The organism is Rhodoplanes sp. SY1 (genome assembly GCF_046000175.1).
Lineage (GTDB): Bacteria > Pseudomonadota > Alphaproteobacteria > Rhizobiales > Xanthobacteraceae > Rhodoplanes.
In genome coordinates this window covers 99792-123888 of sequence record NZ_JBEOMB010000064.1, presented here as the reverse complement: position 1 = coordinate 123888, position 24097 = coordinate 99792, and the positions used below count along the sequence as shown (strand labels likewise).

The window sequence follows — 24097 nt, the reverse complement described above, 5'->3', positions numbered from 1 at the left end:
GAACCATCGACCGTGGGCGGGTCTTCCGTCGGGTCAGGAGGGCGCCATGACCGCTGCACGCACCGAGCCCAACGCCAAGTCCGGATCATCGCCCGGAACCGACTCCGGCACCTCGTCCGGCACCGCATCCCCTGCCCCGTCCGGCCCAACCCGGACCGAGACTGACACGTTCGGCCCCATCGCGGTCCCGGCCGATCGCTATTGGGGCGCCCAGACCGAGCGGTCGCGCCGCAACTTCCGCATCGGCGAGGAGCGCATCCCGCTGCCGCTGATCCGGGCGCTGGCGCGGGTGAAGCGGGTCGCGGCCGACGCCAATCGCGAGCTCGGCCTGCTGTCGCCCGAGATCGCGCAGGCGATCGTCGCGGCCGCCGACGAGGTCGTGGCCGGCCGCTTCGACGACCACTTCCCGCTGGTCGTCTGGCAGACCGGGTCGGGCACCCAGACCAACATGAACGTCAACGAGGTGATCGCCAACCGGGCGAACGAGCTTTTGGGTGCCGGGCTCGGCGCCAAGGCGCCCGTGCATCCCAACGATCACGTCAACATGAGCCAATCGTCCAACGACAGCGTGCCGACCGCCATCCATGTCGCCGCCGTCGCGGAGATCGCCGAGCGCCTGCTGCCGGCGCTGGCGCATCTCGAGGCCGCCCTGGAGGAGAAGGCGACCGCCTTCGAGCCGATCGTCAAGATCGGCCGCACCCACCTGCAGGACGCGGTGCCGCTGACGCTCGGCCAGGAGTTCTCCGGCTACGCCGCGCAGATCGGCTCGGCGGTGGCGCGCATCGAGACGGCGCTGCGCGAGCTCTACCCGCTCGCCCAAGGGGGCACCGCGGTCGGCACCGGCCTCAATGCACCGGCCGCTTTTCCAGATCTCTTCGCGCGCAAGATGGCGGCCCTCACGGGCCGTCCCTTCACCAGCGCACCGAACAAGTTCGAGGCGCTCGCCGCGCACGACGCCGTGGTCTTCGTGCACGGCGCCATCGCGGCGGCCGCGACGGCCCTGTTCAAGATCGCCAACGACATTCGCCTGCTCGCCAGCGGGCCGCGCTCCGGCCTCGGCGAGATCGTGCTGCCCGAGAACGAGCCCGGCTCGTCGATCATGCCCGGCAAGGTCAACCCGACGCAGAGCGAGGCCGTGACCATGGTCTGCTGCCAGGTCTTCGGCAACCAGACCACCATCACCACGGCGGCGAGCCAGGGCCATTTCGAGCTGAACGTGTTCAAGCCGGTGATCGCGCTCGCCCTCCTCCAGTCGGTGCGGCTGATCACCGACGCGGCGCGCTCCTTCGCGGACAACTGCGTCGTCGGCATCCGGGCGAACGAGAGTCGGATCGCCGACCTGATGAGCCGCTCGCTGATGCTGGTGACGGCGCTTGCCCCGTCGATCGGCTACGAGAAGGCCGCGGCGATCGCCAAGGCCGCGCATGCGAGCGGCACGACGCTGCGCGAGGAGGCGATCCGGCTCGGCCACGTCACGGCCGAGGAGTTCGATCGGATGATCGAGCCGCGCGCGATGACTCGGCCGGACTGACGGCACGCTCCGCATCGGCGTGAGCTGCCGGGTCTCTCGACCCGGCCGCGGGGACGGTGCACGCTTGCGCGACATCACCCGACCGGCATCACCCGACCGCGACGCGAAGCACAGAAACAAATCGTCCGGAATGCCGTATAGTCGCCGGGTCCGTCGCGAGTCTCGCGCGGGCCCCCCTCCTTTCGGTCGCTCCCCTTCGGCGCCTCTCCGCCGGACCGGATCGGCCGGACAGACCCCCGAAAGGAGACCGCCATGGGCGAAATCGTCAATCTGCGCAAAGTGCGAAAACGCAAGGACCGCGAAGAAGCGGCGGAACGCGCGGGGCAGAACCGTGTTCTTCATGGGATGCCGAAGGCGGAACGGACGGTGCTCGCGGCCCGGAAGGACAAGGCGGATCGCACGCTGGACCAGCATCGCCTCGAGACGGGAGAGGGTGAATGAAGTCCCCAGTCGTGAAGCGCTCGATCGTGATCGCCGGTCACAAGACGAGCGTCAGCCTCGAAGACGCCTTCTGGAAGGCGCTCAAGGAGATCGCCAGCGCTCGGCACGTCACGCTCTCCGATCTGGTGTCGACGATCGATTCCGAACGCCGTCACGGCAATCTCTCGTCGGCGATCCGCCTGTTCGTGCTCGACCACTATCGTACCGGTGGCGCCGGCAGCGGCTCCGGCAGCGGCGGCCACGAGACGAGCGAGCGACCGGCCGCGTCGGCGATGCGGGCGAGCTGATCAGCTCGGCGCGATTTTCCGCGAGACGACTCTCGCGGTCACGAGATACCTCGATCTGACGATCCCTGCCTCGGTCCGCGGACCGAGGCGGTGATCGCCTCCGCGTCTCACTGAAAATTGAAGAGCTGCATCAGCGATCGCACCGGGGACGGAGCCGCGGGTTGCGGCTGCGCCTGTGCGCTGGACGGCCGGGCCGGCCTAACCGCCCCGGGCGCCCCTGCGGACGTCTGACCGGCGGTGCCCGATCCGGTCTCTCCGGCCGGAGCCGCCGAGCGGACCGGCTGGGTCCGAATCTCGACGGGCGGCGGCAGAGCCGGGGCGGCATCGCCGGTCGGTCGCGGCGGGACGGCTGATGCGGCCGGTCCCGGCGTCGGCACGCTCGGCTGGGTCGCCGGCGGAGGCGCCGGCCGCGACGGTGCGCCCGAGGACGACACCCCGGCGGTCGACGCCGGCGCGCGTGGCGAGGCACTGGCCGTCGACGCCGGATCGCTTTCGGGCCGAGAACCATCCGGCCGACCGACCGGTCGCGCCACCGCCTCGCGAGCCCCTGCGTCACGCGCAACTGCGTCACGCATCACTGCGTCACGGGCGGCCGCCTCGCGGGCCACCGCCTCCCTGGCCTCGCGGGCGACACGCTCGCGCTCCCGCGCCGCCGCCTCGCGGGCGAGACGATCACGCTCGGCCCGCTCCTGTCGCTCCTTCTCCATCCGGGCACGCTCCGCCTCGGCCAGCGCCTCGCGACGCTTCGCCTCGCGCTCGGCAACCTCCAGCCGCTTCGCCTCCTGCTCGACGGTACGCAGCGTCACCCAGGTCACCAGCGCCGTGGTGTCGACGGTGCGCTTCGGCGCCGCCCACGGCCCGCGCAGCGCGATGCCGAGCTCGGGCCGGCGGCCGCCGGGCGCGTCGTCGCGCCCCGGTCCGACGAGGGTGATGCGCGCGTCGAGCGCGTCGGCGGCGAGATCGAGGCCGGCCGTGAGCTTGACGTCGGTCCCGTCCGCGGTCGTCTCCATGGGTCCGAGCCGCACCCGGCCGTCGACCACCGAGACGGCGCCGCCCGCCTTGGCGACCGTCAGCCGGCCGCCTTCGAGCGCCGGGCCGAGCCAGCCGGCGAGGCGCTCCAGCGGCAGGCCGCGCTCGACCGCCGCGATGCCGGCGTCGACCGCCTTGGGGTCGAGCCCGGCGAGCTGCACGTCGGTGACCGTGACGGCGCCGCTGCCGTGCAGGGCGCCGACCAGCGCGGCCGGGCTGAGGCCGATACCGTCGAGCTCGGCCGAAACCGACACGCGGCCGGCGGCCGGCGGGGTCTTTCCCGACCCGGGAACCAGGGCGGCGAGATCGGCGTCGGCGAGCGCGAGGCGGGTGCGCAGCGACAGGCCCATCGGCACCTGCCGCAGCTCGGCATCGAGCGACAGGCCGCCGTCGGCGAGCCGCCCCCGCGCCTCCTCGACCGCCACGGCGAAACCATCGAAGCGCACGGCGGTGCGCAGGTCGCGGGCGACCAGGCCGGGCAGCAGAACGGCGCGGCCGGCCTCGATCTCGACCCGGCCGAACAGGTCGGCGAAGCCGGGCCGGCCGAACGGCTCGGCCGACCACGGCGCGGCATCGCGGCCGGCGGGGGTGGCCGGGCGTCGGGCCGCGCCCGCGAGCGCCGCGACGAGCGGCGCCATGTCGAGATCGCTGGTCGCGATGCGACCCGTCACGGCGCGCGGCTCGGACAGATGCAGACCGAGATGCCCCTTCAGGCTCGCCCCGGCGAGCCGGCCGGCGAGGTCGTCGAGCCGCAGGTCCGGCCCCGACAGGGTCAGACGGGTGTGCAGCGACAGCGGCACCGGGCCGGCCCCGGCCGGCACGAGGAGTCGCGCGTCGGAGGCCGTGACGGTCACCTCGGCGCGGCCGGATGGGCCGTCGGCCTCGCGCCGGCCGCTGCCGGTCGCCGACACCCACAGACCGCCGGAGGCGACGTCGAGCTTGCCCGTCACCTCGCCGTCGAGCCGGCCGCCGCCGGACAGCGCGACCGTCGCCGGGCGTTGATCGAGCGCCACCAGCCGGTCGAGCCCGGTGAGGGCGGCGAGCGCGGCGCCTTCCTTGGCCTCCACGCTGCCGTCGAGCCGGACCTGGGCCTTGGTCGGATCGGCCGGATCGCCGGTGGCGCCGGCCGTCAAAGCCAATCGGATGGTGCCGAGCCGGCCGTCGACCGACAGGCTCGCCGTCGACCGCTTGGCGTTCGGCGCGACCGGATCGTGCAGGGCCGGCGCGACGTCGAGGCGGGCGCGCAGCTCGGCGGCGCCCAGTGCGGCGGCGTAGCGGCGCAGCGCGCGGGCCTGCTCGGGCGCGACCTCGTCCAGGAGTCCGAGCAGCGCGTCGGTGCGCGGCGCCTTGACGTCGAGCGTGACGGCGCCCTGCGGGGCCGTGATCGAGGTGTCGATGCGGCCGGCGCCGGCGAGCGTCGCGCCGCGCAGGTCGCCGACCGCGAGGCGCTCGATGGTCAGCCCGTCCTTGCCGTAGCCGACCCGCGCCTCGACCCGCTCCGCCGCGATGCCGCCCCAGGCGACCTTGCCGGCCGCCACCCCGATCGTCGCCTCGCCGGGCCAGCCGATCCGGCTGCCGGCAAAGGCCTCGCCGACCAAAGCGACGGCGCCTTCGAGATCGACCTCGGCCGATCGGACATCGGCCTCGAGCCGCGACGGCGTTCCGGACGCGGCGCGCGTGTAGGCGACGCGGCCCTCGACGGTCTTGCGGTCGATGGCGAGCGACAGGCCGTCGACCGCGATGCGGTCGCGGTCGAGCGCCACGTCGCCCTTGGCGCGCAGCACGCCGAGCGGCCTGTCCTTGCCGGTCTCGGCGCGCCCCTCGATCCAGGCGCCGAGCGCCCGCGGATCGCTCGATTCGAGACTCACCGGGCCGGCGAAGGCGAGGTCGGGGCCGCTCGAACGCAGCATGCCGGCGAGGCGAAGCTGGGTGAGGCCCGGGAGGCGCAGCTCGACGCCGTCGAGCGTGAGGCCCTCGGCGGTGGTCGCCAGCCGGCCCCGGATGGTCTGATACGCCGTGCCGCCGACGACGAGCTGGTCGACCTCCAAGGTCGCCGCGACCGGCATCGGCGGCGCGATGGCGCTGGTGAACCGACGGAGCGCATCCGGCCCCGCCGCCGGTTGCCCCGCAGCCGCGGAGGCGACGCCATCGAGGCGATCCAGGTCCACATGGCGGCCGACGACGGATAGATCGAGCCGCGGGAAGCGGCCGAGCACCAGGTCGGCCGACCCGGCGAGCCGGACGGCGCGCTCCTCCGCCCCGTAGGTCACCTCGGCCTGGGCCAGCTTCACGCGCGACGGCGTCGCTTCGACCTTGCCGGCGACGCGCCACGGCTCGCGGGGGCGGCTCGCGGCGACGCCGAGCGGCGCGCCGGCGGGCCGCGACAGCGCGAGGTTGCCCTCGTAGCGCGGGCTTCCGGCGAGCCACAGCGTGCCGTCGGTCTCGACCGCGAAGGGCTGGTCGAGCGGATCGACATTGAGGCGCAACCGCACGCCGCCGTCGGCGCCCGCCCGGCCGGCGCCGACCCGCACCCCGTAGACGCGGCCGCCGGTGACGAAGGCGCCCTCGCCGCGCAGCGGCCCGGCGAGCGAGCGCAGGTCGCCCTTGAACGAGACGGTGTCGAGCGTGACGGTGCCGCCGGTCGCCGGATCGGCCAGCACGGCGCGGCCGTTCTCGACGACGAGACGCTCGACCGACAGGACATCGGGATCGAAGCCGGAGGGCAGCGCGCCGCCGCGCGCGCGGCCGCCGGCGTCGAGCGACAGATCGAGCTGCGGCGAGTCGAGGGTCAGCTCGGAGACCTTCCACTCGCCGCGCATCAGCGCGCCCAGCGCCAGCTCCACCCGCATGCCGCGGGCGCTCATCCGCACCCCGCCGGTGGCGAGCGCGACGCTCTTCAGGTCGAGCGAGGGGGTCGGCAGCAGGCGGACGTCGATCGGCCCGGTGATGGCGACCGGCGTGCCCACCGCGCGGGTCGCCTCCGCCTCGATGCTGTCGCGAAACCCGTCCCAGTCGACGAAATGCGGCCCGACCAGCGCCGTCACCAGCGCCAGGATCATCGCCACTGCCAGGCCGAGAAGGGTGGTCTGCACCGAAAGCGCTCCGGACCGCTGCCCGGGGACGTCCCGCTCACGGCGCGACAGCGTCGCCGCCGTCCGGACATCGCGACCGCCGTCGCTGCATACCGCTGCAGCGAAAAGCGCCGTCGCGCGTCCCGGAGTCGAGGAGCCCCCGAACTCGAACTCTCGCGGGAATCAGCGGCGATTATATGTCGCCACGGCACTTTACCGGCAAGCGTTGCGGCACATTGGTGGGGAAGCGCGGCCGCGTGTCCCGGGCGCGGCGCCAAGCGCCGCGAACCGGGACCCAGGGCGATCAGGCAAGGAATCCGCCCCGGCGCCTTCCGAGCCGCCGGTTGTGCGGCCCCTGGACCCCGGCTCTGCGGCGCCTCGGGCCTGTGGCCAGATGCGCCTTGTCCGGGGCACGAGGCTGCGAGTCGGGACGGCGGCCTCGACCAAGACGATGCGCCGTCGTCCGCGATCTCACGTCTGCGACACGAGGTCCGCCGGCACGATCTTGCCCGGATTCATCAATCCGGCCGGGTCGAGCGCGTGCTTGATCGCCGCCATGGCGGCCAGCGCCGGGGCGCCGAGCTCGGCCTTCAGGTATTTCATCTTGCCCTGCCCGACGCCGTGCTCGCCCGTGCAGGTGCCGTCCATGGCGAGCGCGCGCTCGACCAGCCGCTCCAGCAGCGCCTTGGCGCGCTTGACCTCGTCGGCGTCGTCCATGTCGACCAAGAGGCCGAGATGGAAGTTGCCGTCGCCGACATGGCCGACGATCGGCGCGACGAGGTTCGACGCGGCGATGTCCTCCTGGGTCGCCACCACGCATTCGGCGAGGCGCGAGATCGGCACGCAGACGTCGCTCGCCACCGACTTGGTGCCGCGACGAAGCGCGCCGGCCGCCCAATAGGCGTCGTGCCGGGCCTGCCACAGCCGGGTGCGGTCCTCGGGCCGGGTCGCCCAGTCGAACGGCCCGCCGCCGTGCTCCTGCGCGATGTCGCCGAACTGCGCCGCCTGCTCGGCGACGCCGGCCTCGCTGCCGTGGAACTCGACCAGCAGCAGCGGGACCTCCGGCAGGTCGAGCTTCGAGTAGGCGTTGACGGCCTTCACCTGGAGCTGATCGAGCAGCTCGATGCGGGCGACCGGGATGCCGGTCTGGATCGTCGTGATCACTGTGTTGCAGGCCGCCTCGACGGTCGGGAACGGGCAGATGCCGCCGGCGATCGCCTCCGGGATGCCGTGCAGCTTCAGGGTCAGCTCGGTGATGATGCCGAGCGTTCCCTCCGAGCCGACGAACAGCCGGGTGAGGTCGTAGCCGGCGGCCGACTTCTTGGCCCGCGTGCCGGTGGTCATCAGCTCCCCGTTGGCCAGCACCACCTTCAGGGCGAGGGTGACGTCCTTCATGGTGCCGTAGCGCACCGCGTTGGTGCCCGAGCAGCGGGTCGCCGCCATGCCGCCGAGCGCCGCGTCGGCGCCGGGATCGAGCGGGAAGAAGAGGCCCTGGTCGCGCAGATACTCGTTGAGCTGCTTGCGGGTGACGCCGGGCTCGACCACCACGTCGAGATCCTCGGCATGGACGGCCAGCACCTTGTTCATGTCGCGGGTGTCGACGCAGATGCCGCCGAACGGCGCGTTGACCTGGCCTTCCAGCGACGTGCCGGTGCCGAACGGGACGATCGGAACGCCGGCGGCCGCGCAGATGCGCACGATCTTTTGAACATCGGCCGTGCATTGCGGAAACACGACGGCATCGGGCGCCTCGCTGGGCAGCCAGCTCGCCATGTTGCCGTGCTGCTCGCGGGTGGCCGCCGCCGTGGTGAGGAGGCTCGGGCCGAATTCCTGCGCCAGCGTGGCGATCACGGACTCGACGGCGGAACGCGACGGCCGGACCGAAGCCGGCGCCGCGGCCGGGTGGGCAAGCGAAGTCATGGACGGTCAAACGCCTTTTCGGGTGTGCGGTGCAGCGTCGCAAAGCGGACACGGGCTCGCGACTTCGTCATGATTCGCTGCCATACTGGATTTATGAACATCATGCTCGACCATGCCGACCTGAAGCCGGTGTTCTTCGCTCCGTTCGTCTCGTCCGTCATGCGGGTCGAGCCGGACTGGATCGACTACAACGGCCACCTCAACATGGCCTATTACAACGTGCTGTTCGATCGCGCCGCCGACGAGGTCCTGGCGCTGATCGGCGCCGGCACCGACTATGTCGACCGGCAGCGCCATTCGTATTACACGGCCGAGACCCACGTGCGCTACCTGCGGGAGCTGAAGGCCTCCGACGCGGTGCGCGCAACCTTCCAGCTCCTCGACCACGACGCCAAGCGGCTGCACTATTTCGAGCAGCTTTTCCACGCCGACGAAGGCTGGATGGCCGCCACCCTGGAGGTGATGGCCCTGCACGTCGACATGGACGCGGCCCGCGCCGCCCCGGCCCCGCCCCTGATCGCCGCCCGCCTCGCCGAGATGAAGGCCTCGCACGCCATGCTGCCCCGCCCCGAGGCGGCCGGCCGCCGCGTCGCCATGCCGGCGCGGGTGTAGGCGCAGAGGACTACTCGCCGTCCGACGTTCGCCGCGTCGTTACCTCTCCCCGCGTGCGGGGAGAGGTCGACATTCGCGCGCCCAGCGCGGATGTCGGGTGAGGGGGCGTCGCCGCGAGTCTCTGCTTTGCGGAAGCGCCCCCTCACCCGTCTCGCCGCTGCGCGGCGAGCCAACCTCTCCCTGCGCGCGGGGAGAGGGAACCCTCCCGGTGCCGCCAGCCTGCATCGAGCCGTTCTTGTGCCGGGCAACCCGCCGTGGTTTAACGCCGATGTCGTCGGTGCCTCCACCCGGAGGTGAAACGGGAACACGGTAAGGACGTCCTCCGATCCGGACACGTTCGAAACCGCGGCTGCCCCCGCAACTGTGAGCGGAGCTCCTCGTCCGAACGCCACTGGCCGCTGCGGCCGGGAAGGCGGACGAGACCTGATCCGCGAGCCAGGAGACCGGCCGGCGACAGGCACGTTCGGTCGACGGTGGGTCGACGGAGGATTCCCCTTGAAGCTGTCCGCCGCGGCCCGCTCCGCCGTCGCCGACCCGCTCGCGCAGCGGGACCGCTCGCGCGACATGGTACGTGAAAACACCGCCCGCGACGCATCCCGCCGTCGGGCATTGGTGATCCTCACGCTGTCGGCGCTGGTCGCCGTGCTGGTGCTGCTGTCGCTCGGTCTCGGCTCGGTGCGGCTGTCGCCCACCGAGGTCGCGACCGCGCTGTTCGGCGGCGGCAGCGAGGAGAGCCGCATCATCGTCCAGGAGATCCGGCTGCCGCGGGCGATCCTCGGCGTCGCGGTCGGCGCCGTGCTGGGCCTCGCCGGCGCCGCCCTGCAGGGGTTGCTGCGCAACCCGCTCGCCGCGCCGGAGCTGTTCGGTGCGCCCCAGGCGGCGGCCTTCGGGGCCGTGCTGGTGATCGCCACCGGGCTCGCCGACGTGCTCTCCTTCGCGCTGCCGCTCGCCGCCATCGCGGCCGCCTTCGTCTCGGTGTTCGTGCTGCTGGCCGTCGCCGGCCGCAATGCGAGCCTGCTGCTGCTGATCCTCGCCGGGCTCGCGCTCTCCGCGCTGGCCGGGGCCGGCACGGCGCTGACCATGAATCTGGCGAAAAATCCGTTCGCGGCGTTGGAGATCTCGTTCTGGCTGCTCGGCTCGCTGGAGGACCGCAGCATGCGCCACGTGGCACTGGCGCTGCCCTTCGTGCTCGCCGGCGGCGCGCTCCTGCTGTCGCAGCGCCACGCCTTCCGGGTGCTGAGCCTCGGCGAGGAGACGGCCGCGAGCCTCGGTGTCGACGTCGCCCGCACGCGGCTTCTCGTGATTCTCGGCGTGGCGCTCGGGGTCGGCGGCTCGGTCGCGGTGTCGGGCACGATCGGCTTCATCGGCCTCGTCGGGCCGCATCTCGCCCGCCCGCTGGTCGGCCCCGATCCGGCCCGCCTGCTGGTGCCCAGCGCGCTGCTGGGCGCCGCGCTGCTCACCGCCGCCGACATCGCGGTGCGGCTGCTGCCGGCCACCACCAGCGTGCGGGTCGGCGTGCTCACCGCGCTGATCGGCGTGCCGTTCTTCCTGTGGCTGATCGTGCGCGAGCGGCGCTCGCTCGGCGGAGGCGTGTCGTGACCGCGCCCTATCTGGTCGCCGAGGAACTGACGGTCGCGGTCGGCGGACGCGACGTGATCACGACCCTGTCGGTGGCGTTGCCGCGCGGACAGCTCGTCGCCCTGGTCGGCCCCAACGGTGCCGGCAAGACGACGCTGTTGCGCGGGCTCGCCGGCCTCGTGGCCTCGCGCGGGGAGCTGACGGTCGGCGGCGAGGCCGTGGCGTCGCTGGCGCCACGTGAGAGAGCGAAAAGGTTCGCGTACCTGCCGCAGGGGCACGTGGTGCACTGGCCGCTGCCGGTGCGCGACGTGGTCGCGCTCGGTCGTTATCCGCACGGCGCCGTCGATCCGGCGCGACTGTCGCGCGGCGACGCCGAGGCGGTGGCCCGCGCCATGCGGATCGCCGATCTCGACGCGCTCGCCGACCGTCCCGTCACCGCATTGTCCGGCGGCGAGAAGAGCCGCGTCGCGCTCGCCCGCATGCTGGCCGTCGAGGCGCCCGTGGTGCTGGCCGACGAGCCGGTCGCCTCGCTCGATCCCTATTATCAGCTCGAGGTGCTCGGCCTTCTGCAGCGCACCGCGCGCGCCGGCGCGCTCGTCCTCGTCGTGACGCACGATCTCGGCCTCGCGGCCCGCTTCGCCGACCGCGTGCTAGTGCTCGCCGCTGGCCGCCTGGTGATCGACGGCGCGCCCGAGGCGGCGCTCGGCGAAGGCCCGCTCGCCGACGTCTTCCGCATCACGGCCTGGCGCGGCGGCGCCGCCGACCAGCCGGTCGTGGTGCCATGGTCGGCGGTGTGATGCTGCTGCTCGGACATCGGCGCATGACTGCGTGGCTTTCCCCCCACCCCCGGCGCGCTCCGCGCGCCAAAGCCCTCCCCGCCATTCGCAAGGGCGAATGGGGGGAGGGGAGTCGATCGATCTCGACGGTCATCGGGCTGGGCGCCTCGGCTCCCCTCCTCCCATGTGCGCCAGCACATGGCGGGGAGGGGTCGGGGGTGGGGGGCCTGCAGCGTCTCCACAGCCTCCGTCGTTCATGGTCCGGAGCGGGTCTCGCAGCCTCGCTCCTCCTCGTCGCCCTCGTGCCGGCCGCCGCCGAGCCGCCGAAAAAAATCGTCTCCCTCAATCTGTGCACCGATCAGCTGCTGCTCAGCCTGGCCGATCCTGATCAGATCGCGGGCCTGAGCCCCTATGCGCGTGATCCGACACTGTCCTGGGCGGCCGCCGAGGCGGCGCGGTTCCCGATGATGTCGGGCGGCGCCGAGGATGCGATGATGCTCAAGCCCGATCTCGTCGTCGCCGGCCGCTTCGAGCGGCGGGCGACCCGCGAGCTCTTGGCGCGGCGCGGCCTGAGGGTCGCCGACTTCGACATCGTCCGCTCGATCGACGAGGCGAAGCGGCAGATCGCCCGGATGGGCGCGCTCGTCGGGCATCCGGAGCGTGCGGAGGCCCGGATCGCGGCGATCGACGCGGCGGTGGTGCGGCTGCGCGCGGTCGCGACCCGCAAGGGGCTGCGCGTGCTCGCGGTGTCGCGCCGCGGCTGGATTCCCGGCGCCGACAGTCTCACGAGCTCGCTCCTGGCGGAGGCAGGGCTGATCAATGCGGCATCCGAGATGGGCATCGCCACGGGCGGATTCGCGACGCTCGAGCAGATCGTCGCGACCAAGCCCGACCTCGTGCTGGTCGCCTCGGACCTGACGACGGCCGAGGACCAGGGCCAGGCCTTTCTGCTGCATCCGGCGCTGCAGCGCCTCTATCCGCCGGAGAAGCGCATCGTCATCCCCGAGATGCTGACGATCTGCGGCGGCCCGATGCTGGCGGCGGGGCTCGATCGTCTCGCCGAGGCGCTGGCGCGTGACGCGCCCGGCCACGACTCGCGCGTCGCGCCCTGATCAGCTCTCGCGGGCGTCGACGGAGGGTGGCGTCAGCGTCGCCCAGCCCGAGTCGGCCGCCGGCGGCAGCGCCTCCTGCGTGGCTTTGTCGCGAAGCATGTGCGCCTTGGCGATCATGTGGGCCGAGACCGGCGCCGTCATGAACAGGAACAGCGCGATCAAGAGCTCGTGGAACGACAGGGCGTCGTGCTGCAGGTCGAACCACAGCATCGAGGCGATCAGCATCGCGCCGATGCCGAGCGTCGTCGCCTTGGTGGGCGCGTGCAGGCGGCGCATCAGGTCGGGCAGCGTCGCGAGACCGAGCGAGCCGACGAACAGGAAGACGGTGCCGACCAGAATCAGGCCGGTGACGACGATCTCGGACGCGGTGATCTGTGACAGGTCCATCGCGGGGCTCACTCGATCACGTTGCCGCGCAGCAGGTACTTGCAGAACGCCACGGTGGTGAGAAAGCCGACCATGGCGAACAGCAGCGCCGCCTCGAAATAGATCGCGGTGCCGTACCACACCCCCATCACGACGATCAGGGCGATGGCGTTGATCACCATGGTGTCGAGCGCCAGGATGCGATCGAGCACGTCCGGGCCGACGACGAGGCGGTACAGATTGAGCAATGCCGCGACGGCGATCGCCGCGAGCGCGATCATGCAGGCGATCTCGATCAGTCCGGTCATTCGAAGATCTCCTTCAGGCGGCGCTCGTAGCGGGTCTTGATCTGCTGCACCACGGCGTCCGGATCGGCGGCGTCCAGGCAATGCACGAGGATGCTGCGGCCGTCGGCGGAGAGGTCCGCCGAGACGGTGCCGGGCGTCATGGTGATGGTGCCGGCCAGCATCGTGATCGCTTCAGGCGTCTTCAGCGCGAGCGGCACCGTGACGAACACGGACTGCAGCGAGGCGCCGCGCCGGAACAGGATCAGCCGCGCCACCTCGATGTTGGAGACGACGATGTCCCAGGCGACCACGCCGATATAGGCCGCGATGGTGAGCGGGCGCTTGATCCTCGGCCGCTCCGGCCACCAGCAGGCCGTCCAGGCGGGAATCGCGAGGCCGAGCGCCGCGCCGAGCACGATGTTCCCGACCGAGATGTCGTTGGCGAGCCCGATCCAGACGATCGCGACGACGACGCTGAGCATCGGGTGCGGCAGCAGCCGTTCCCGCGTGGAGCGCGCGCTCATGGCCCGACCTCCCCGTCGGCGACGGCCGCGGCGGTGCGGGCCGGGAGCACGGCCCGGCGATAGGCAGCGGTGTCGAAGAGCTGCGCTGTCGTCGCCTCGAGCTCCGACGTCAGCGGGCCGGCGAACACGGACAGCAGCGCCGTGGCGGCGAGCAGCGCCGCGCAGATCGCGACGGCGAGGCGCGGCGGCGCCGCGGGGCGGTGATGCGCGCCGGGCTCGGCGTCGCCGTCGGGCCGCGCCGGAAGCGCCTTCCAGAACACGGTGCTGCCGGCGCGGGCGAAGCCGAGAATCACGATCAGGCTGGTGGCGAGCAGCACGGTCCACACCACGGCCGCGCCGGGCGCCGCCCCGCTCGCGTCGAGGATCAAGAGCTTGCCGAGGAAGCCGGAGAGCGGCGGCATGCCGGTGACGGCGATCGCGGCAGCGAAGAACAGGCCGGCGAGGAGCGCGGCCGCCGGCAGCGGCGGCGTCGCGGCGATACGGTCGACGGCGCGCCCGCGCAGCGGGCCGAGAAGGTCGACCAGCAGGAACAGCGCGGCGCCCGCGATCGTCGAGTGGACCAGATAATAGAGCCCGGCCGCGACGCCGCCCCGGTCGAACAGGCCGATCGCGACGAGCAGCGAGCCCATCGACCAGACGACGGCGAAGCAGGCCAGCGCCGAGAGCGTGCGGCTCGCCAGCACGCCGGCGGCGCCGATCACCAGCGTCGCCAGCGCGGCCGGCAGCACGAAGGGTGCGGCGAGATCGGCGAGCGCGCCGGCCTCGACGCCGAACACCAGCACGGAGACGCGCAGGATCGAATAGGCGCCGACCTTGGTCATGATCATGAACAGCGCCGCCACCGGGCCGGGCGCGGCGCCGTAGGCGCCGGGCAGCCACCAGTGCAGCGGCACCAGCGCGGCCTTCAGGGCGAACACCACGAGCAGCAGGAGGCCGCCGGTGCGCAGGATCGCGACGTCGCCCGGCGGCACGGTCGCCACCTTGTCGGCGAGGTCGGCCATGTTGAGCGTGCCGGTGACGGCGTAGATCAGGCCGACCGCGAACAGGAACAGGGTGGAGCCGGTGAGATTGATGGCGACGTAGCCGAGGCCGGCGGTGAGACGCCGCGCGCCGCCACCGTGCAGCATCAACCCGTAGGAGGCGATCAGCATCACCTCGAAGAAGACGAACAGGTTGAACACGTCGCCGGTCAGGAACGCGCCGTTCAGCCCCATCAGCTGGAACTGCAGGAGCGCGTGGAAGTGCCGCCCGCGCATGTCCCAGCCGCCGAGCGAATAAAGTGCGACGGCGAGGCCGAGACCGGCGGTGAGCACCAGCATGGTGGCGGAGAGCCGGTCGAGCACCAGCACGATGCCGAACGGCGCCGGCCAGTGGCCGAGATAGTAGGGCGCGACCGCCCCGTCGCGCGCCACCGCGTAGAGGCCGAGCGCGACGGCGAAGAGCGCTGCCGTCGCCCCGAGCGAGATGACGCGCTGCACGGCGCGGCGGCCGCGGAAGAACAGCACGAGCGCGGCGGCGACGAGCGCCGGGAGCGCGATCGGCAACACGATCGCGGCGGTCGCGGGCGAGGGCAGGGGCGGGGTCATACCGGCGCTCCTTGGTGCGCCGGGTCGGAGCGGCCGGGGTTCCCTCTCCCCGCACAGCGGGGAGAGGTGGCGTGCCGGCGCTCGGGGCACTTTGCTGCGATCGTCATCACGGCCGCTCTCCGGCGCGGTCGGTGACGGGGGCATCGTCGTCGCGCGTGCCGTCGACCCGGTCGGTGCCGGTCTCGAGATAGCCGCGCAGCGCCAGCACCACGACCAGGGCCGTCATGCCGAACGAGATCACGATCGCGGTCAGCACCAGGGCCTGGGGCAGCGGGTCGGTGTAGGCCGTCGCCGCCTTGTCGACGATGGGCGGCCGGTCGATCACCAGGCGGCCCATGGCGAACAGGAACAGGTTCACGGCATAGGAGAGAAACACGGTGCCGATGATCACCGGGAAGCTGTGCGCCCGGAGCAGCAGATAGACGCCGACGGCGGTGAGGATGCCGATCGAGGCGGCGACGAGACCCTCCATTCAGGCCTCCGTTCCGGCGAGCGGGGCCGGTGCGGCCGTCGCATTCTCGTGGGGCGGCGCAGGCGCGGCGGGCGCCTTGGCGGGCGGCGCGCGTTCGGCGCGGCGCTGCACCAGCGCGATGCGGGCGAGCGACAGCACCACGGTTCCGACCACGGCGAGGAACACGCCGGTGTCGAACAGCATCGCGGTGGCGAGCTCGATCTCGCCGATCAGCGGCACGTGGAAATAGCCGTAGGAGCTGGTGAGGAACGGTCGCGCGAAGGCGAGCGCGCCGAGCCCGGTCAGCCCGGCGACCAGCACGCCGGCGCCGATCAGCGCGTGGCCGTCGAAGCGGCGGCGCGACGCCGTCCAGTCGAAGCCGGAGGCCATGTACTGCATGATCAGCGCGATGGCGACGACCAGGCCGGCGATGAAGCCGCCGCCAGGAAGATTGTGCCCGCGCAGGAAGATGTAGACGCCGACCGTGAGGGCGAGCGGCAGCAGCGCGCGCGAGACGACGACCAGCACGGTCGGATGCGCGTCGGCCGCCTGGACGCCGTGCTTGAGCGTGTCGAGCCGGCGCGCCGCGGCGCCCTTCAGGGCGGTGTCGAGCAGCGCCACGATGGCGAGCGCCGCGATCGACAGCACGATGATCTCGCCGAACGTGTCGAAGCCGCGGAAGTCGACCAGGATCACGTTGACGATGTTGGTGCCGCCGCCGCCCGGCTTCGATTGCGCGACGTGATAGTCCGAGATCGTCGTCCCGTCGCGCGTCATCACGGCGAAGGCGAGCGCCGCCGCGCCGAGCCCGGCCGTGCCGGCGATCACGCCGTCGCGGACGAGGCGCCCGCGGCCGGCCGCGCGCGGCGTGCGCTTCGGCAGGAGCTCGAGGGCGAGCAGGAGCAGGATCGTCGCCACCACCTCGACCGTGATCTGGGTGAGGGCGAGGTCGGGCGCCGAGAACTGCAGGAAGGCGAGCGAGACGACGAGCCCGACCACGCTGGTGAGCACCAGCGTGAGCAGCCGGCGGCCGTGCACGGCCGGCACCGCGAGGCTCGCCGCCGCGAGCAGCACGAAGGCGACCACGGCCGGCAGCGACACGGGCAGCATGGGCCGTTCGCCCGGCGCATGCGTGCCGCCGAGGTAGCCGGCGGCGCCGACCGCCAGCACCGTGACGGTGATGATGCCGAGATAGCGCGGCAGCGACTCGGTGTGCAGCCAAGCCGTCGACTTGCGGCAGGCCAGCACGGTCGCCGCCACCACGGCGTCGAAGGCGGCCTTGGCGTCCGGCCGGGCGAGCCGTCCGTGCAGGCGGGTCACCGGCGCGAGCGCCGCGTAGACGAGGGCCGCGCCCGCGAAGGCGACGAGGCTCATCACCAGCGCCGGCGTCACGCCGTGCCAGAGCGCGAGATGGATGTCGGGCAGCGGCGCGGCGCCGATGGTCGCCTGGCCGACGAGCGCCACGATGCCGCCGGCGACGCGCTGCGGCGCGACGCCGATGGCGATCACCGGGACGATCAGCACGGCGACCGGCAGCCACATCCCGGCCGGCGGATCGTGCGGATGATGCGACAGCGCGGCGCGCGGCCGACCCAGAAACACGCCAATGCCGTAGCGGGCCGAGTAGGCGACCGAGAGCAGCGCCGCGAGGGTCGCGAGCAGCGGCACCGGCCAGGCGAGGCCCGCATAGGGCGTGTGCCAGGCCGCCTCCAGCATCATCTCCTTGGAGAGGAACCCGTTGAACAGCGGCACGCCGGCCATCGACGCGGTGGCGACGAGCGACAGCCCGGCGGTGATCGGCATCAGCCGCGCGAGCCCGCCGAGCTGCCGGATGTCGCGCGTGCCGGTCTCGTGATCGACGATGCCGGCGCCCATGAAGAGGGCGGCCTTGAAGGTCGCGTGATTGAGGATGTGGAACACGCAGGCGAGCGCAGCGAGCGGCGTCCCGAAGCCGAGCAGCATGGTCATCAGCCCGAGATGGCTGACGGTCGAGAAGGCGAGGATCGCCTTCAGGTCGGTCTTGAACAGGGCGATCCAGGCGCCGACCAGCATGGTGATCAGCCCGGTCGCGGTGACGAGATAGAACCATGCCTCGGTGCCGGCGAGCACCGGCCACAGCCGCGCCAGCAGAAAGACGCCGGCCTTCACCATGGTGGCGGAGTGCAGATAGGCCGACACCGGCGTCGGGGCCGCCATGGCGTGCGGCAGCCAGAAGTGGAACGGAAACTGCGCCGACTTGGTGAAGGCGCCGCCGAGCACCAGCAGGAGGATCGGCAGATAGAGCGGCGAGCCCTTCACCACGTCGCCGCGTAAGAGAATCTCGGAGAGCTCGTAGGAGCCGGCCGCCTTGCCGAGCAGCAGCATGCCGGCCATCAGCAGCAGGCCGCCGCCGCCGGTGACCACCAGCGCCATGCGGGCGCCCTGGCGGCCCTCCGGCGTGTGATGCCACCAGCCGATCAGCAGGAACGAGGAGAGGCTGGTCAGCTCCCAGAACACGACCAGCAGCAGCACGTTGTCGCTGATCACGATGCCGACCATCGCGCCCTGGAACAGCAGCAGATAGGCGAGGAAGCGGCCGACCGGCTCGTCGCGCCCGAGATAGGCGCGGGCATAGACGATGATCAGGAGGCCGATGCCGAGGATCAGGGCGGCGAAGAACAGGCCGAGCCCGTCCAGGAAGAAGCGGAACGACAGGCCGAGCTGCGGCACCCAGGCGGTGCCCGCCTGCACGATGTCGCCGCCGATCACGGCGGGTGCCGCGGTCGCCAGCACGGCGAGCGCCGCGAGCGTCACGCCGGCGGCCACCGCCGTGCAGGCATCGCGACCGGCCCGGGCGACGAGCGGCGGCAGAACGGCACCGAGCAGGGGAAGCAGCGTGACCAGCGCCAGCCGCATCACGTCCCCGCGCGACACGGGTTCGGATGCGGGCGCGCCGCCGTGGGGGGCCACGAGCGGGTCGCGAGCCTGTCGATCGCGAGTCTCATGGCCGACACCTCGACATCCTCCGGAGCACGCCCTCGGGGTATATGAATCATCCCGGGGTGAATCGCTGTGACATGATGTCCGTAGAATCCCGCAGCCTTCGCGACCGCACCGAGAGCGGCGTCTCGATCGGCGCGACATGGGGCCGTCGGGCAACGACAGGCGCCTGACGCGGCGACGCGCGACGAACGACGCCCAGGCCCGGGAACCGCTGGTCCGCATGCCGGTGATTCGGCGCGACCGCCCGCTCCAGGGGACAATTCGAGGGCCAAGGGTGGACGTCGCGGGCGGCTATGCCGAATGCCTTAACGGTCCCTTCGCAATTGCGGCAAGAATTTGAATCTCGCGGCAAATTCATGACGACTTGATCGGGCCGCTGGCGTCGAGGCTCGCCACCCGACTCTGGCGCGGGGCGGAAAATGCCAGCCCCACAGCCGTTTACCGGCTGTTAACCATGTTCCCCTCAGGCTCGGTTCAGGCAGCCGAGGAGAACCCCATGAACGTCATTACCTTTGCATCTCGCAAGGGCGGCGCAGGGAAGAGCACGCTCACCGCGCATCTCGCGGCCACGGCGCACCTCGCCGGGCATCGCTGCCTGCTCATCGACGCCGACCCGCAAGGCTCGCTCACCCTCTGGCAGTCGCTGCGGCCGGACGGCAAGCCGATCGTCAAGAGCGCCGCCCGCGGGGTCGACGGCCTGCTCGCCGTCGCCATGATGGAGGGCTACGACTGGGTGTTCATCGACACGCCGCCGACCATGTGGGTGGTGGTGTCCGAGGCGATCCGCGCCTCGACCCTGGTGGTGATCCCGGCCCGGCCCGGCCTGTTCGACCTCCACGCGGTGCGCGAGACCGTGAAGACCGCGCAGGACCGCAACAAGCCTTATGCCGTGGTGATGAACGCCGCCCCGGCGCGCCGCGACGACAAGGAGTCGCCGGTCGTCGCCTATGCCCGCAACCATCTCGACAAGCTCGGCATTCCGGTGTGGTCCGGACAGATCACCCAGCGCGCCGGCTTCGCCCTGTCGCTCGCCGCCGGCGCCTCGGCCCCGGAGGTCGACCCGACCTCGGCGGCGGCCGCCGAGATCGTCGGCCTGTGGACGGCGATCTCCCGCTCGGTCGACGCCGTCAACCTCGCCCACGCCCGCGCCGCCGATCCGCGCGGCACCGATCCGCGGGTCATGGCCCCGGTCGCCAGCCGGGCCGCCTGACGGCCGCCGGTCGTCCAGGCGCCGGTCGTCCAGTCGCCGGTCGGCCGATCGCCCGTCCGGTTCGGACGTGTGCGGCCGGCCTTCCGCGGCCCGGCAGCACGTGCGGGCGGCCGCGAGCCGCCCGGAACGCACCCGTCCGGGGCGATGATCGCGCAAACCCGGACGGCGCCTCGTCCGGCTTGCAAAAAAAACCGTCTCCGCCTAGGTTCCGCGCGCTCGCCGGTGCCGCACCGCGAACGGCCGTGCAGCTGTAGCTCAGTTGGTTAGAGCGCCTGACTGTGGATCAGGAGGTCGGTGGTTCGAGTCCACCCAGCTGTACCACCAAATCAAATACTTAACGCCAAAAGCTCGCCGGCCGAAGAGCCCCAAACCTCATCTGGGGACACGCCGGGGGCACGGAATGCGCCGCTTCGTCGCCGCGAGCCGACCAACGCGCATGCGCAGCCGTCCCGCCCGGCCCGAGCCGCTCGCCCGACTCGATCTGTCGCAGCATCGCGTTGAATCGGGCTTCGACCTGCCGCGAGACCGCCCGCGGGTCGTTGGCGCCCGAGATGGTCCAGTGGTTCGTCATCTGAATATCGCCGCCGCGAGCCGCGCTGCGCTCGGCGAGCGCGCTCGATCCGTCCGCCGTGAGGCTAAGGAGCGCATCGCTCGGGATGACCGTCCCGGACCGGCCGGGCACGAACAGCTCCGGCCCACGCTCACCGACGATGTAGGCGCGGCCGAACTGGACCGGCCCACCGCGGGCGCGACCAGGCGGGGTAGCAGCGCCGCCAGCCGGCGTGCCCACGCCGACCGCACTGGCGCCGCCCACGGCACCCGTGATCGCGCTCTTGATCTTCGACCCGATGCTCGACGCGAACACGCGCTGGACTCGATCTCCGAGCTGACTACCGAGCTGCTCGACTGGACGCTAAAGACGAACATCTACGCGATGTTCTGGATCACCAAGGCGGCGATCCCGCACTTGTCAGCCGGCTCGGCGATCATCAACACGACCTCCGTCGTGGCCTACCAGCCGCCAAAGAATCTCCTCGACTATGCCGCGACCAAAGGCGCCATTATGGTGTTCACCAAGTCGCTCGCCAAGCAGCTCGCGGATAAGGGCATTCGGGTCAACGGCGTCGCTCCGGGCCCGGTGTGGACTCCGCTCCAGGTGACGGGTGGCCAGCCGCCTGACCGCATCCCGCAGTTCGGCGCGACCACCCCGATGCAGCGCCCCGGACAGCCGGCCGAGCTCGCCGGCCTTTATGTCCTCCTCGCCTCGGCGGAGTCTAGCTACTCCACGGGCCAAATCTTCGGCGCCGTCGGCGGCGAGGGTGGTCCGTAACGCATGGGCGCGCGTCCCGCGCGCCCCTGTCCTCAAGGCTTGCCGCTGCCGCTCGGCAGGACGGAGCCGAGCACCTGGCGGGCCGTGTCGAGGATCATGTGGTGCTGCTCGGGGTCCCCCTTCCAGAGTGTCGAGGCGAAGCTCTTCGCCTGATCGAAGCTGATGTGGGACGGCAGCGGCGGCACCTCCGGATCGGTCTTCACCTCGAGGACCACCGGCACCGGAGAGGCGAGCGCCTCGTCCCAGGCGACGCCGAGTCGCTCGGGGTCATCGACGAAGAGGCCGCGCAGCCCGATCAGCTCGGCGAACCGGTGATAGGGCACGTCCGGGATCTTCTGCGAAGCGTCAAAACGCGGATCACCCTGCATCACCCGCTGCTCCCAGGTGACCTGGTTCAGATCCTCGTTGTTGAAGACGCACACCACGAACGTCTTGTTCGCCCAGCGCTCGTGATACTTCGCTACCGTGATCAGCTCGGCCATGTTGTTCATCTGCATGGCGCCGTCGCCGACCAGCGCGATCACGGGCCGGTCCGGATGGGCGAACTTGCCCGCGATCGCGTAGGGAACAGCCGCGCCCATCGAGGCGAGGCCGCCCGAGAGCGAGCACATCATGCCGCGCCGAATTTTCAGGTCGCGGGCATACCAGTTTGCGCAGGAGCCCGAATCCGATGTAACGATGGCGCGGTCCGGCACCCGTGACGACAGCTCCCAGACGACGCGCTGCGGATTCACTGGATGGGCCGCGACCATGGCGCGGTCCTTGAGCGTCCTCCACCAGGAGGCCACGTTCTTTTCGATCCAGTCGCGCCAGCTCCGGTCGGATTTCTGCTCGAGCAGCGGCAGCAAGGCCCGCAGCGTCTCGGCAGAGTCGCCGGTCAGGCTGACCTCCATCGGGTAACGCAGGCTCAGCATGGTAGGCTGGATGTCGATCTGCACGCCGCGCGCTTGGCCCTCCTTTGGCAGGAACTCCGAATACGGAAAGGCGGATCCGATCATCAGCAGCGTGTCGCAGCCGGTCATCAGGTCCCAGGACGGCTCTGTTCCGAGAAGTCCGATCGAGCCCGTGACCCAGGGGAGATCGTCAGGCAGCGTCGCCTTGCCGAGCAGCGCCTTGGCGGCGCCCGCCTGCAGCCGATCGGCAACCGCGATCACCTCGTCGGTGGCGTGGAGCGCGCCGGCACCGACCAGGATCGCGACCTTGCGACCGGCGTTCAGAACCTCGGCGGCGCGGCGCAGATCCGTCTCGTAGGGGACCACCTTGGGGTACGCAAAACCGACGCCCGAATGCACGGTGCCGTGCTTGCGAGCGGGCGGCTCGTATGCGATGTCCTGCATGTCGTTTGGAAAGACGATCGCGGTCGGGGCGCGGTCGGCCAGCGCGGTGCGCACGGCGCGATCCACCAGGTATCGGGTCTGCTCCGGCACGCTCGCCTACTGGACGAAGGCCGATGCCACGTCGTTGAACATGCTGACGAGATCGAGCTCCTGCTGATAGTGGCCGCCGAGCGCGGCCCGCGCCTGCTGGCCGGAGATCGCCAGAACCGGCATGTGGTCGAGCTTGGCGTCGTAGAGGCCGGTGATCAGATGGGCCGCGCCTGGTCCGGAGGTCGCGATGCAGACGCTGATCCGGCCGGTGAACTTGGCATAGGCCGAGGCCATGAAGGCCGCCATCTCCTCGTGCCGGACCTGGATGAACTCGAACCGGTCGCCGGCGCGGTTCAGGGCGCCGAGCAGCCCGTTAATGCCGTCGCCCGGGTAGCCGAAGATCGTTCTGACGCCCCAGGCTTCCAAACGGTCCCACAGGAAGTCGCCGACCGTAGTGGTCGTGAGAGGTCCTTTTGCGGTATGCGCCTGCTTGCGGCCGGATTGCGCGGCGTGATCCCGCGTCGTCGGATTTTGGGGAGCGTCATCGTCGTCCGAGGGTCTGGAGTCGCCCGCCGGTGGTGCGGGCCGTTTGAACCACGCGGTGGTCCGCGCGCGTCGGGTGTCCGGTCCGTCCGCGGCGCGCCTGGTCGTGGCCGATCAACTGCCCGACGGCCCATGCGCCGGCGAGCACCCCGACCAGACCGACCAGCGCACCGGCCCGCAGCCACGCGGGATTGAATGCACGGAGCCGCCGCGGTGACGTGGCGACGAAGCGACCGCGCGTGCCGGGATCGCCGGGAACAGGGGTGAGAAGATTGTCGGGCTGGTCCTTCGGACGCGCCTCGGACGTGATCTGGCCGCTGTAGCCCCGTGTGGCGAGCAGGCGGTCCGCATAGCCCGGCACGAGCATGTTGCCGATGATCGCCTTCACGGCCGGGACACCGAGCCAGACCTCGCGCGGCCGTCGGCGTGCTGCCCGCACGATCTCGTGTGCGATCGACTCCGGTTGATAGATCGGCGGCACCGGCTGAACCTTGGTCGGCAGCTTGTTGCGGGCCCAGTCGAACTGGGGCGTGTTGACGGCCGGAAGCTGGACCATGGTGAGCCGAACCTGGCTCCGGTCGTGGAGAAGCTCGCTGCGCAGCGCGTCCGTGAAGCCGCGGATCGCGAACTTCGCGCCGCAATAAGCGGACTGTAGCGGGATCGCCCGGTAGCTCAGCGCCGAACCGACCTGGACGATGACGCCGCGGTTTCGCCGACGCATCCGCTTCAACGCCGCCAACGTGCCGTGCACATAACCGAGATACGTCACCTCGGTGACGCGGCGGAACTCGTCGGCCGTGATCTCGTGCACGGGCGCGAAGATCGTGACCATGGCGGTGTTGACCCACACGTCGATCGGCCCGAGCGCGCGCTCGATGCGCTCGGCCGCCGCTTCGACAGCCGCGGCGTCGGCGACGTCGGCCGGGACGACCAGCGCGTTGGCACCCTGGGCGCGCGCCTCGTTCGCCGCCGCCTCCAGCCGCTCCGGTCCCCGGGCGACCAGCGCGACGTCGTATCCGGCCCGCGCGAACGCGATCGCCGTGGCGCGTCCGACGCCGGCCCCGGCGCCCGTGATTACGACGACCCGCGCCATA

The 24097-nt window shown here is 71.7% G+C and carries 18 protein-coding genes, 1 tRNA gene, 1 pseudogene and 1 riboswitch; of the genes and pseudogenes, 10 read left to right on the top strand and 10 right to left on the bottom strand.

Annotated features, from left to right (window positions below):
• Positions 1–46: 46 nt before the first annotated feature.
• From fumC to ABTU92_RS18010, 3 genes are all read left to right on the top strand, one after another.
• Positions 47–1531, top strand: coding sequence for a class II fumarate hydratase (fumC, locus tag ABTU92_RS18020; RefSeq protein WP_408093011.1), 1485 nt, complete (start codon positions 47–49; stop codon positions 1529–1531).
• Between the two features lie 252 nt (positions 1532–1783).
• A complete protein-coding gene (locus ABTU92_RS18015) occupies positions 1784–1972 on the top strand; it encodes a DUF4169 family protein (protein ID WP_408093010.1) in 189 nt (62 codons plus the stop codon).
• The gene (locus tag ABTU92_RS18010; RefSeq protein WP_408093009.1) at positions 1969–2259 is read left to right on the top strand and encodes a ribbon-helix-helix domain-containing protein; all 291 of its coding nucleotides are present in this window, start codon (positions 1969–1971) and stop codon (positions 2257–2259) included. The genes ABTU92_RS18015 and ABTU92_RS18010 overlap by 4 nt, the downstream gene beginning before the upstream one ends.
• Before the next feature lie 107 nt (positions 2260–2366).
• Here ABTU92_RS18010 and ABTU92_RS18005 read toward each other — a convergent pair whose 3' ends face one another.
• Positions 2367–6380 (bottom strand): AsmA family protein, encoded by a 4014-nt coding sequence (locus tag ABTU92_RS18005; protein WP_408093008.1) that lies wholly within the window; start codon positions 6378–6380, stop codon positions 2367–2369.
• Between the two features lie 450 nt (positions 6381–6830).
• On the bottom strand, positions 6831–8279 hold the full coding sequence (locus tag ABTU92_RS18000) for an FAD-linked oxidase C-terminal domain-containing protein (protein WP_408093007.1): 1449 nt from the start codon (positions 8277–8279) through the stop codon (positions 6831–6833).
• Positions 8280–8381: 102 nt separating this feature from the next.
• Between ABTU92_RS18000 and ABTU92_RS17995 the strand changes: the two genes are divergently transcribed.
• The 4 genes from ABTU92_RS17995 to ABTU92_RS17980 all read left to right on the top strand — a co-directional run bounded on the left by ABTU92_RS17995 (position 8382) and on the right by ABTU92_RS17980 (position 12357).
• A complete protein-coding gene (locus tag ABTU92_RS17995) occupies positions 8382–8891 on the top strand; it encodes a thioesterase family protein (RefSeq protein ID WP_408093006.1) in 510 nt (169 codons plus the stop codon).
• A gap of 258 nt (positions 8892–9149) precedes the next feature.
• Positions 9150–9358, top strand: a riboswitch (cobalamin riboswitch).
• Between the two features lie 97 nt (positions 9359–9455).
• The gene (locus ABTU92_RS17990; protein WP_408093027.1) at positions 9456–10490 is read left to right on the top strand and encodes a FecCD family ABC transporter permease; all 1035 of its coding nucleotides are present in this window, start codon (positions 9456–9458) and stop codon (positions 10488–10490) included.
• Positions 10487–11266 carry an ABC transporter ATP-binding protein gene (locus ABTU92_RS17985; protein WP_408093005.1) on the top strand — a complete coding sequence of 260 codons (780 nt, stop codon included), beginning with the start codon at positions 10487–10489 and terminating at the stop codon, positions 11264–11266. Before ABTU92_RS17990 ends, ABTU92_RS17985 begins: the two co-directional genes overlap by 4 nt.
• Positions 11267–11547: 281 nt before the next feature.
• On the top strand, positions 11548–12357 hold the full coding sequence (locus ABTU92_RS17980; RefSeq protein ID WP_408093004.1) for an ABC transporter substrate-binding protein: 810 nt from the start codon (positions 11548–11550) through the stop codon (positions 12355–12357).
• On the opposite strand, the gene ABTU92_RS17975 is transcribed toward ABTU92_RS17980, so the two are convergent.
• The 6 genes from ABTU92_RS17975 to ABTU92_RS17950 form a co-directional block, all read right to left on the bottom strand.
• The gene (locus tag ABTU92_RS17975) at positions 12358–12744 is read right to left on the bottom strand and encodes a Na+/H+ antiporter subunit G (RefSeq protein WP_408093003.1); all 387 of its coding nucleotides are present in this window, start codon (positions 12742–12744) and stop codon (positions 12358–12360) included.
• 8 nt (positions 12745–12752) lie between these two features.
• Positions 12753–13022, bottom strand: a complete 270-nt coding sequence (locus tag ABTU92_RS17970) for a K+/H+ antiporter subunit F (protein ID WP_408093026.1) — start codon at positions 13020–13022, stop codon at positions 12753–12755.
• A gap of 5 nt (positions 13023–13027) precedes the next feature.
• Positions 13028–13534, bottom strand: a complete 507-nt coding sequence (locus tag ABTU92_RS17965; RefSeq protein WP_408093002.1) for a Na+/H+ antiporter subunit E — start codon at positions 13532–13534, stop codon at positions 13028–13030.
• The gene (locus ABTU92_RS17960; RefSeq protein WP_408093001.1) at positions 13531–15120 is read right to left on the bottom strand and encodes a monovalent cation/H+ antiporter subunit D; all 1590 of its coding nucleotides are present in this window, start codon (positions 15118–15120) and stop codon (positions 13531–13533) included. The genes ABTU92_RS17965 and ABTU92_RS17960 overlap by 4 nt, the downstream gene beginning before the upstream one ends.
• Before the next feature lie 106 nt (positions 15121–15226).
• Entirely contained in the window at positions 15227–15592 is a 366-nt protein-coding gene (locus ABTU92_RS17955) for a Na+/H+ antiporter subunit C (RefSeq protein WP_408093000.1), read from the bottom strand.
• Positions 15593–18484: a monovalent cation/H+ antiporter subunit A gene (locus tag ABTU92_RS17950; protein WP_408092999.1), complete on the bottom strand. Its 2892-nt coding sequence runs from the start codon at positions 18482–18484 to the stop codon at positions 15593–15595. It lies immediately after the preceding gene.
• A gap of 565 nt (positions 18485–19049) precedes the next feature.
• Between ABTU92_RS17950 and ABTU92_RS17945 the strand changes: the two genes are divergently transcribed.
• From ABTU92_RS17945 to ABTU92_RS17935, 3 genes are all read left to right on the top strand, one after another.
• A complete protein-coding gene (locus ABTU92_RS17945; protein ID WP_408092998.1) occupies positions 19050–19763 on the top strand; it encodes an AAA family ATPase in 714 nt (237 codons plus the stop codon).
• A 244-nt stretch (positions 19764–20007) separates the two neighbouring features.
• Positions 20008–20084: transfer RNA gene (locus tag ABTU92_RS17940), tRNA-His, on the top strand.
• 79 nt (positions 20085–20163) lie between these two features.
• Positions 20164–21093, top strand: coding sequence for an SDR family oxidoreductase (locus ABTU92_RS17935; RefSeq protein WP_408092997.1), 930 nt, complete (start codon positions 20164–20166; stop codon positions 21091–21093).
• Positions 21094–21125: 32 nt separating this feature from the next.
• Here the strand turns inward: ABTU92_RS17935 and ABTU92_RS17930 are convergent.
• A pseudogene (locus tag ABTU92_RS17930) lies at positions 21126–22913 on the bottom strand (thiamine pyrophosphate-requiring protein); the annotation flags it as partial.
• A gap of 88 nt (positions 22914–23001) precedes the next feature.
• Entirely contained in the window at positions 23002–24096 is a 1095-nt protein-coding gene (locus ABTU92_RS17925) for an SDR family oxidoreductase (RefSeq protein ID WP_408092996.1), read from the bottom strand.
• Position 24097 lies beyond the last annotated feature (1 nt).

Excerpts from the sequence above, each read along its gene's own strand:
- ABTU92_RS17965 (WP_408093002.1), bottom strand. The coding sequence starts at position 13,534 with ATGAGCGCGCGCTCCACGCGGGAACGGCTGCTGCCGCACCCGATGCTC.
- ABTU92_RS18015 (WP_408093010.1), top strand. The coding sequence starts at position 1,784 with ATGGGCGAAATCGTCAATCTGCGCAAAGTGCGAAAACGCAAGGACCGC.
- ABTU92_RS18000 (WP_408093007.1), bottom strand. The coding sequence starts at position 8,279 with ATGACTTCGCTTGCCCACCCGGCCGCGGCGCCGGCTTCGGTCCGGCCG.
- ABTU92_RS18010 (WP_408093009.1), top strand. The coding sequence starts at position 1,969 with ATGAAGTCCCCAGTCGTGAAGCGCTCGATCGTGATCGCCGGTCACAAG.
- ABTU92_RS17935 (WP_408092997.1), top strand. The coding sequence starts at position 20,164 with ATGCGCCGCTTCGTCGCCGCGAGCCGACCAACGCGCATGCGCAGCCGT.
- fumC (WP_408093011.1), top strand. The coding sequence starts at position 47 with ATGACCGCTGCACGCACCGAGCCCAACGCCAAGTCCGGATCATCGCCC.
- ABTU92_RS17955 (WP_408093000.1), bottom strand. The coding sequence starts at position 15,592 with ATGGAGGGTCTCGTCGCCGCCTCGATCGGCATCCTCACCGCCGTCGGC.
- ABTU92_RS17960 (WP_408093001.1), bottom strand. The coding sequence starts at position 15,120 with ATGACCCCGCCCCTGCCCTCGCCCGCGACCGCCGCGATCGTGTTGCCG.
- ABTU92_RS17945 (WP_408092998.1), top strand. The coding sequence starts at position 19,050 with ATGAACGTCATTACCTTTGCATCTCGCAAGGGCGGCGCAGGGAAGAGC.
- ABTU92_RS17975 (WP_408093003.1), bottom strand. The coding sequence starts at position 12,744 with ATGGACCTGTCACAGATCACCGCGTCCGAGATCGTCGTCACCGGCCTG.
- ABTU92_RS17990 (WP_408093027.1), top strand. The coding sequence starts at position 9,456 with ATGGTACGTGAAAACACCGCCCGCGACGCATCCCGCCGTCGGGCATTG.
- ABTU92_RS17995 (WP_408093006.1), top strand. The coding sequence starts at position 8,382 with ATGCTCGACCATGCCGACCTGAAGCCGGTGTTCTTCGCTCCGTTCGTC.
- ABTU92_RS17925 (WP_408092996.1), bottom strand. The coding sequence starts at position 24,096 with ATGGCGCGGGTCGTCGTAATCACGGGCGCCGGGGCCGGCGTCGGACGC.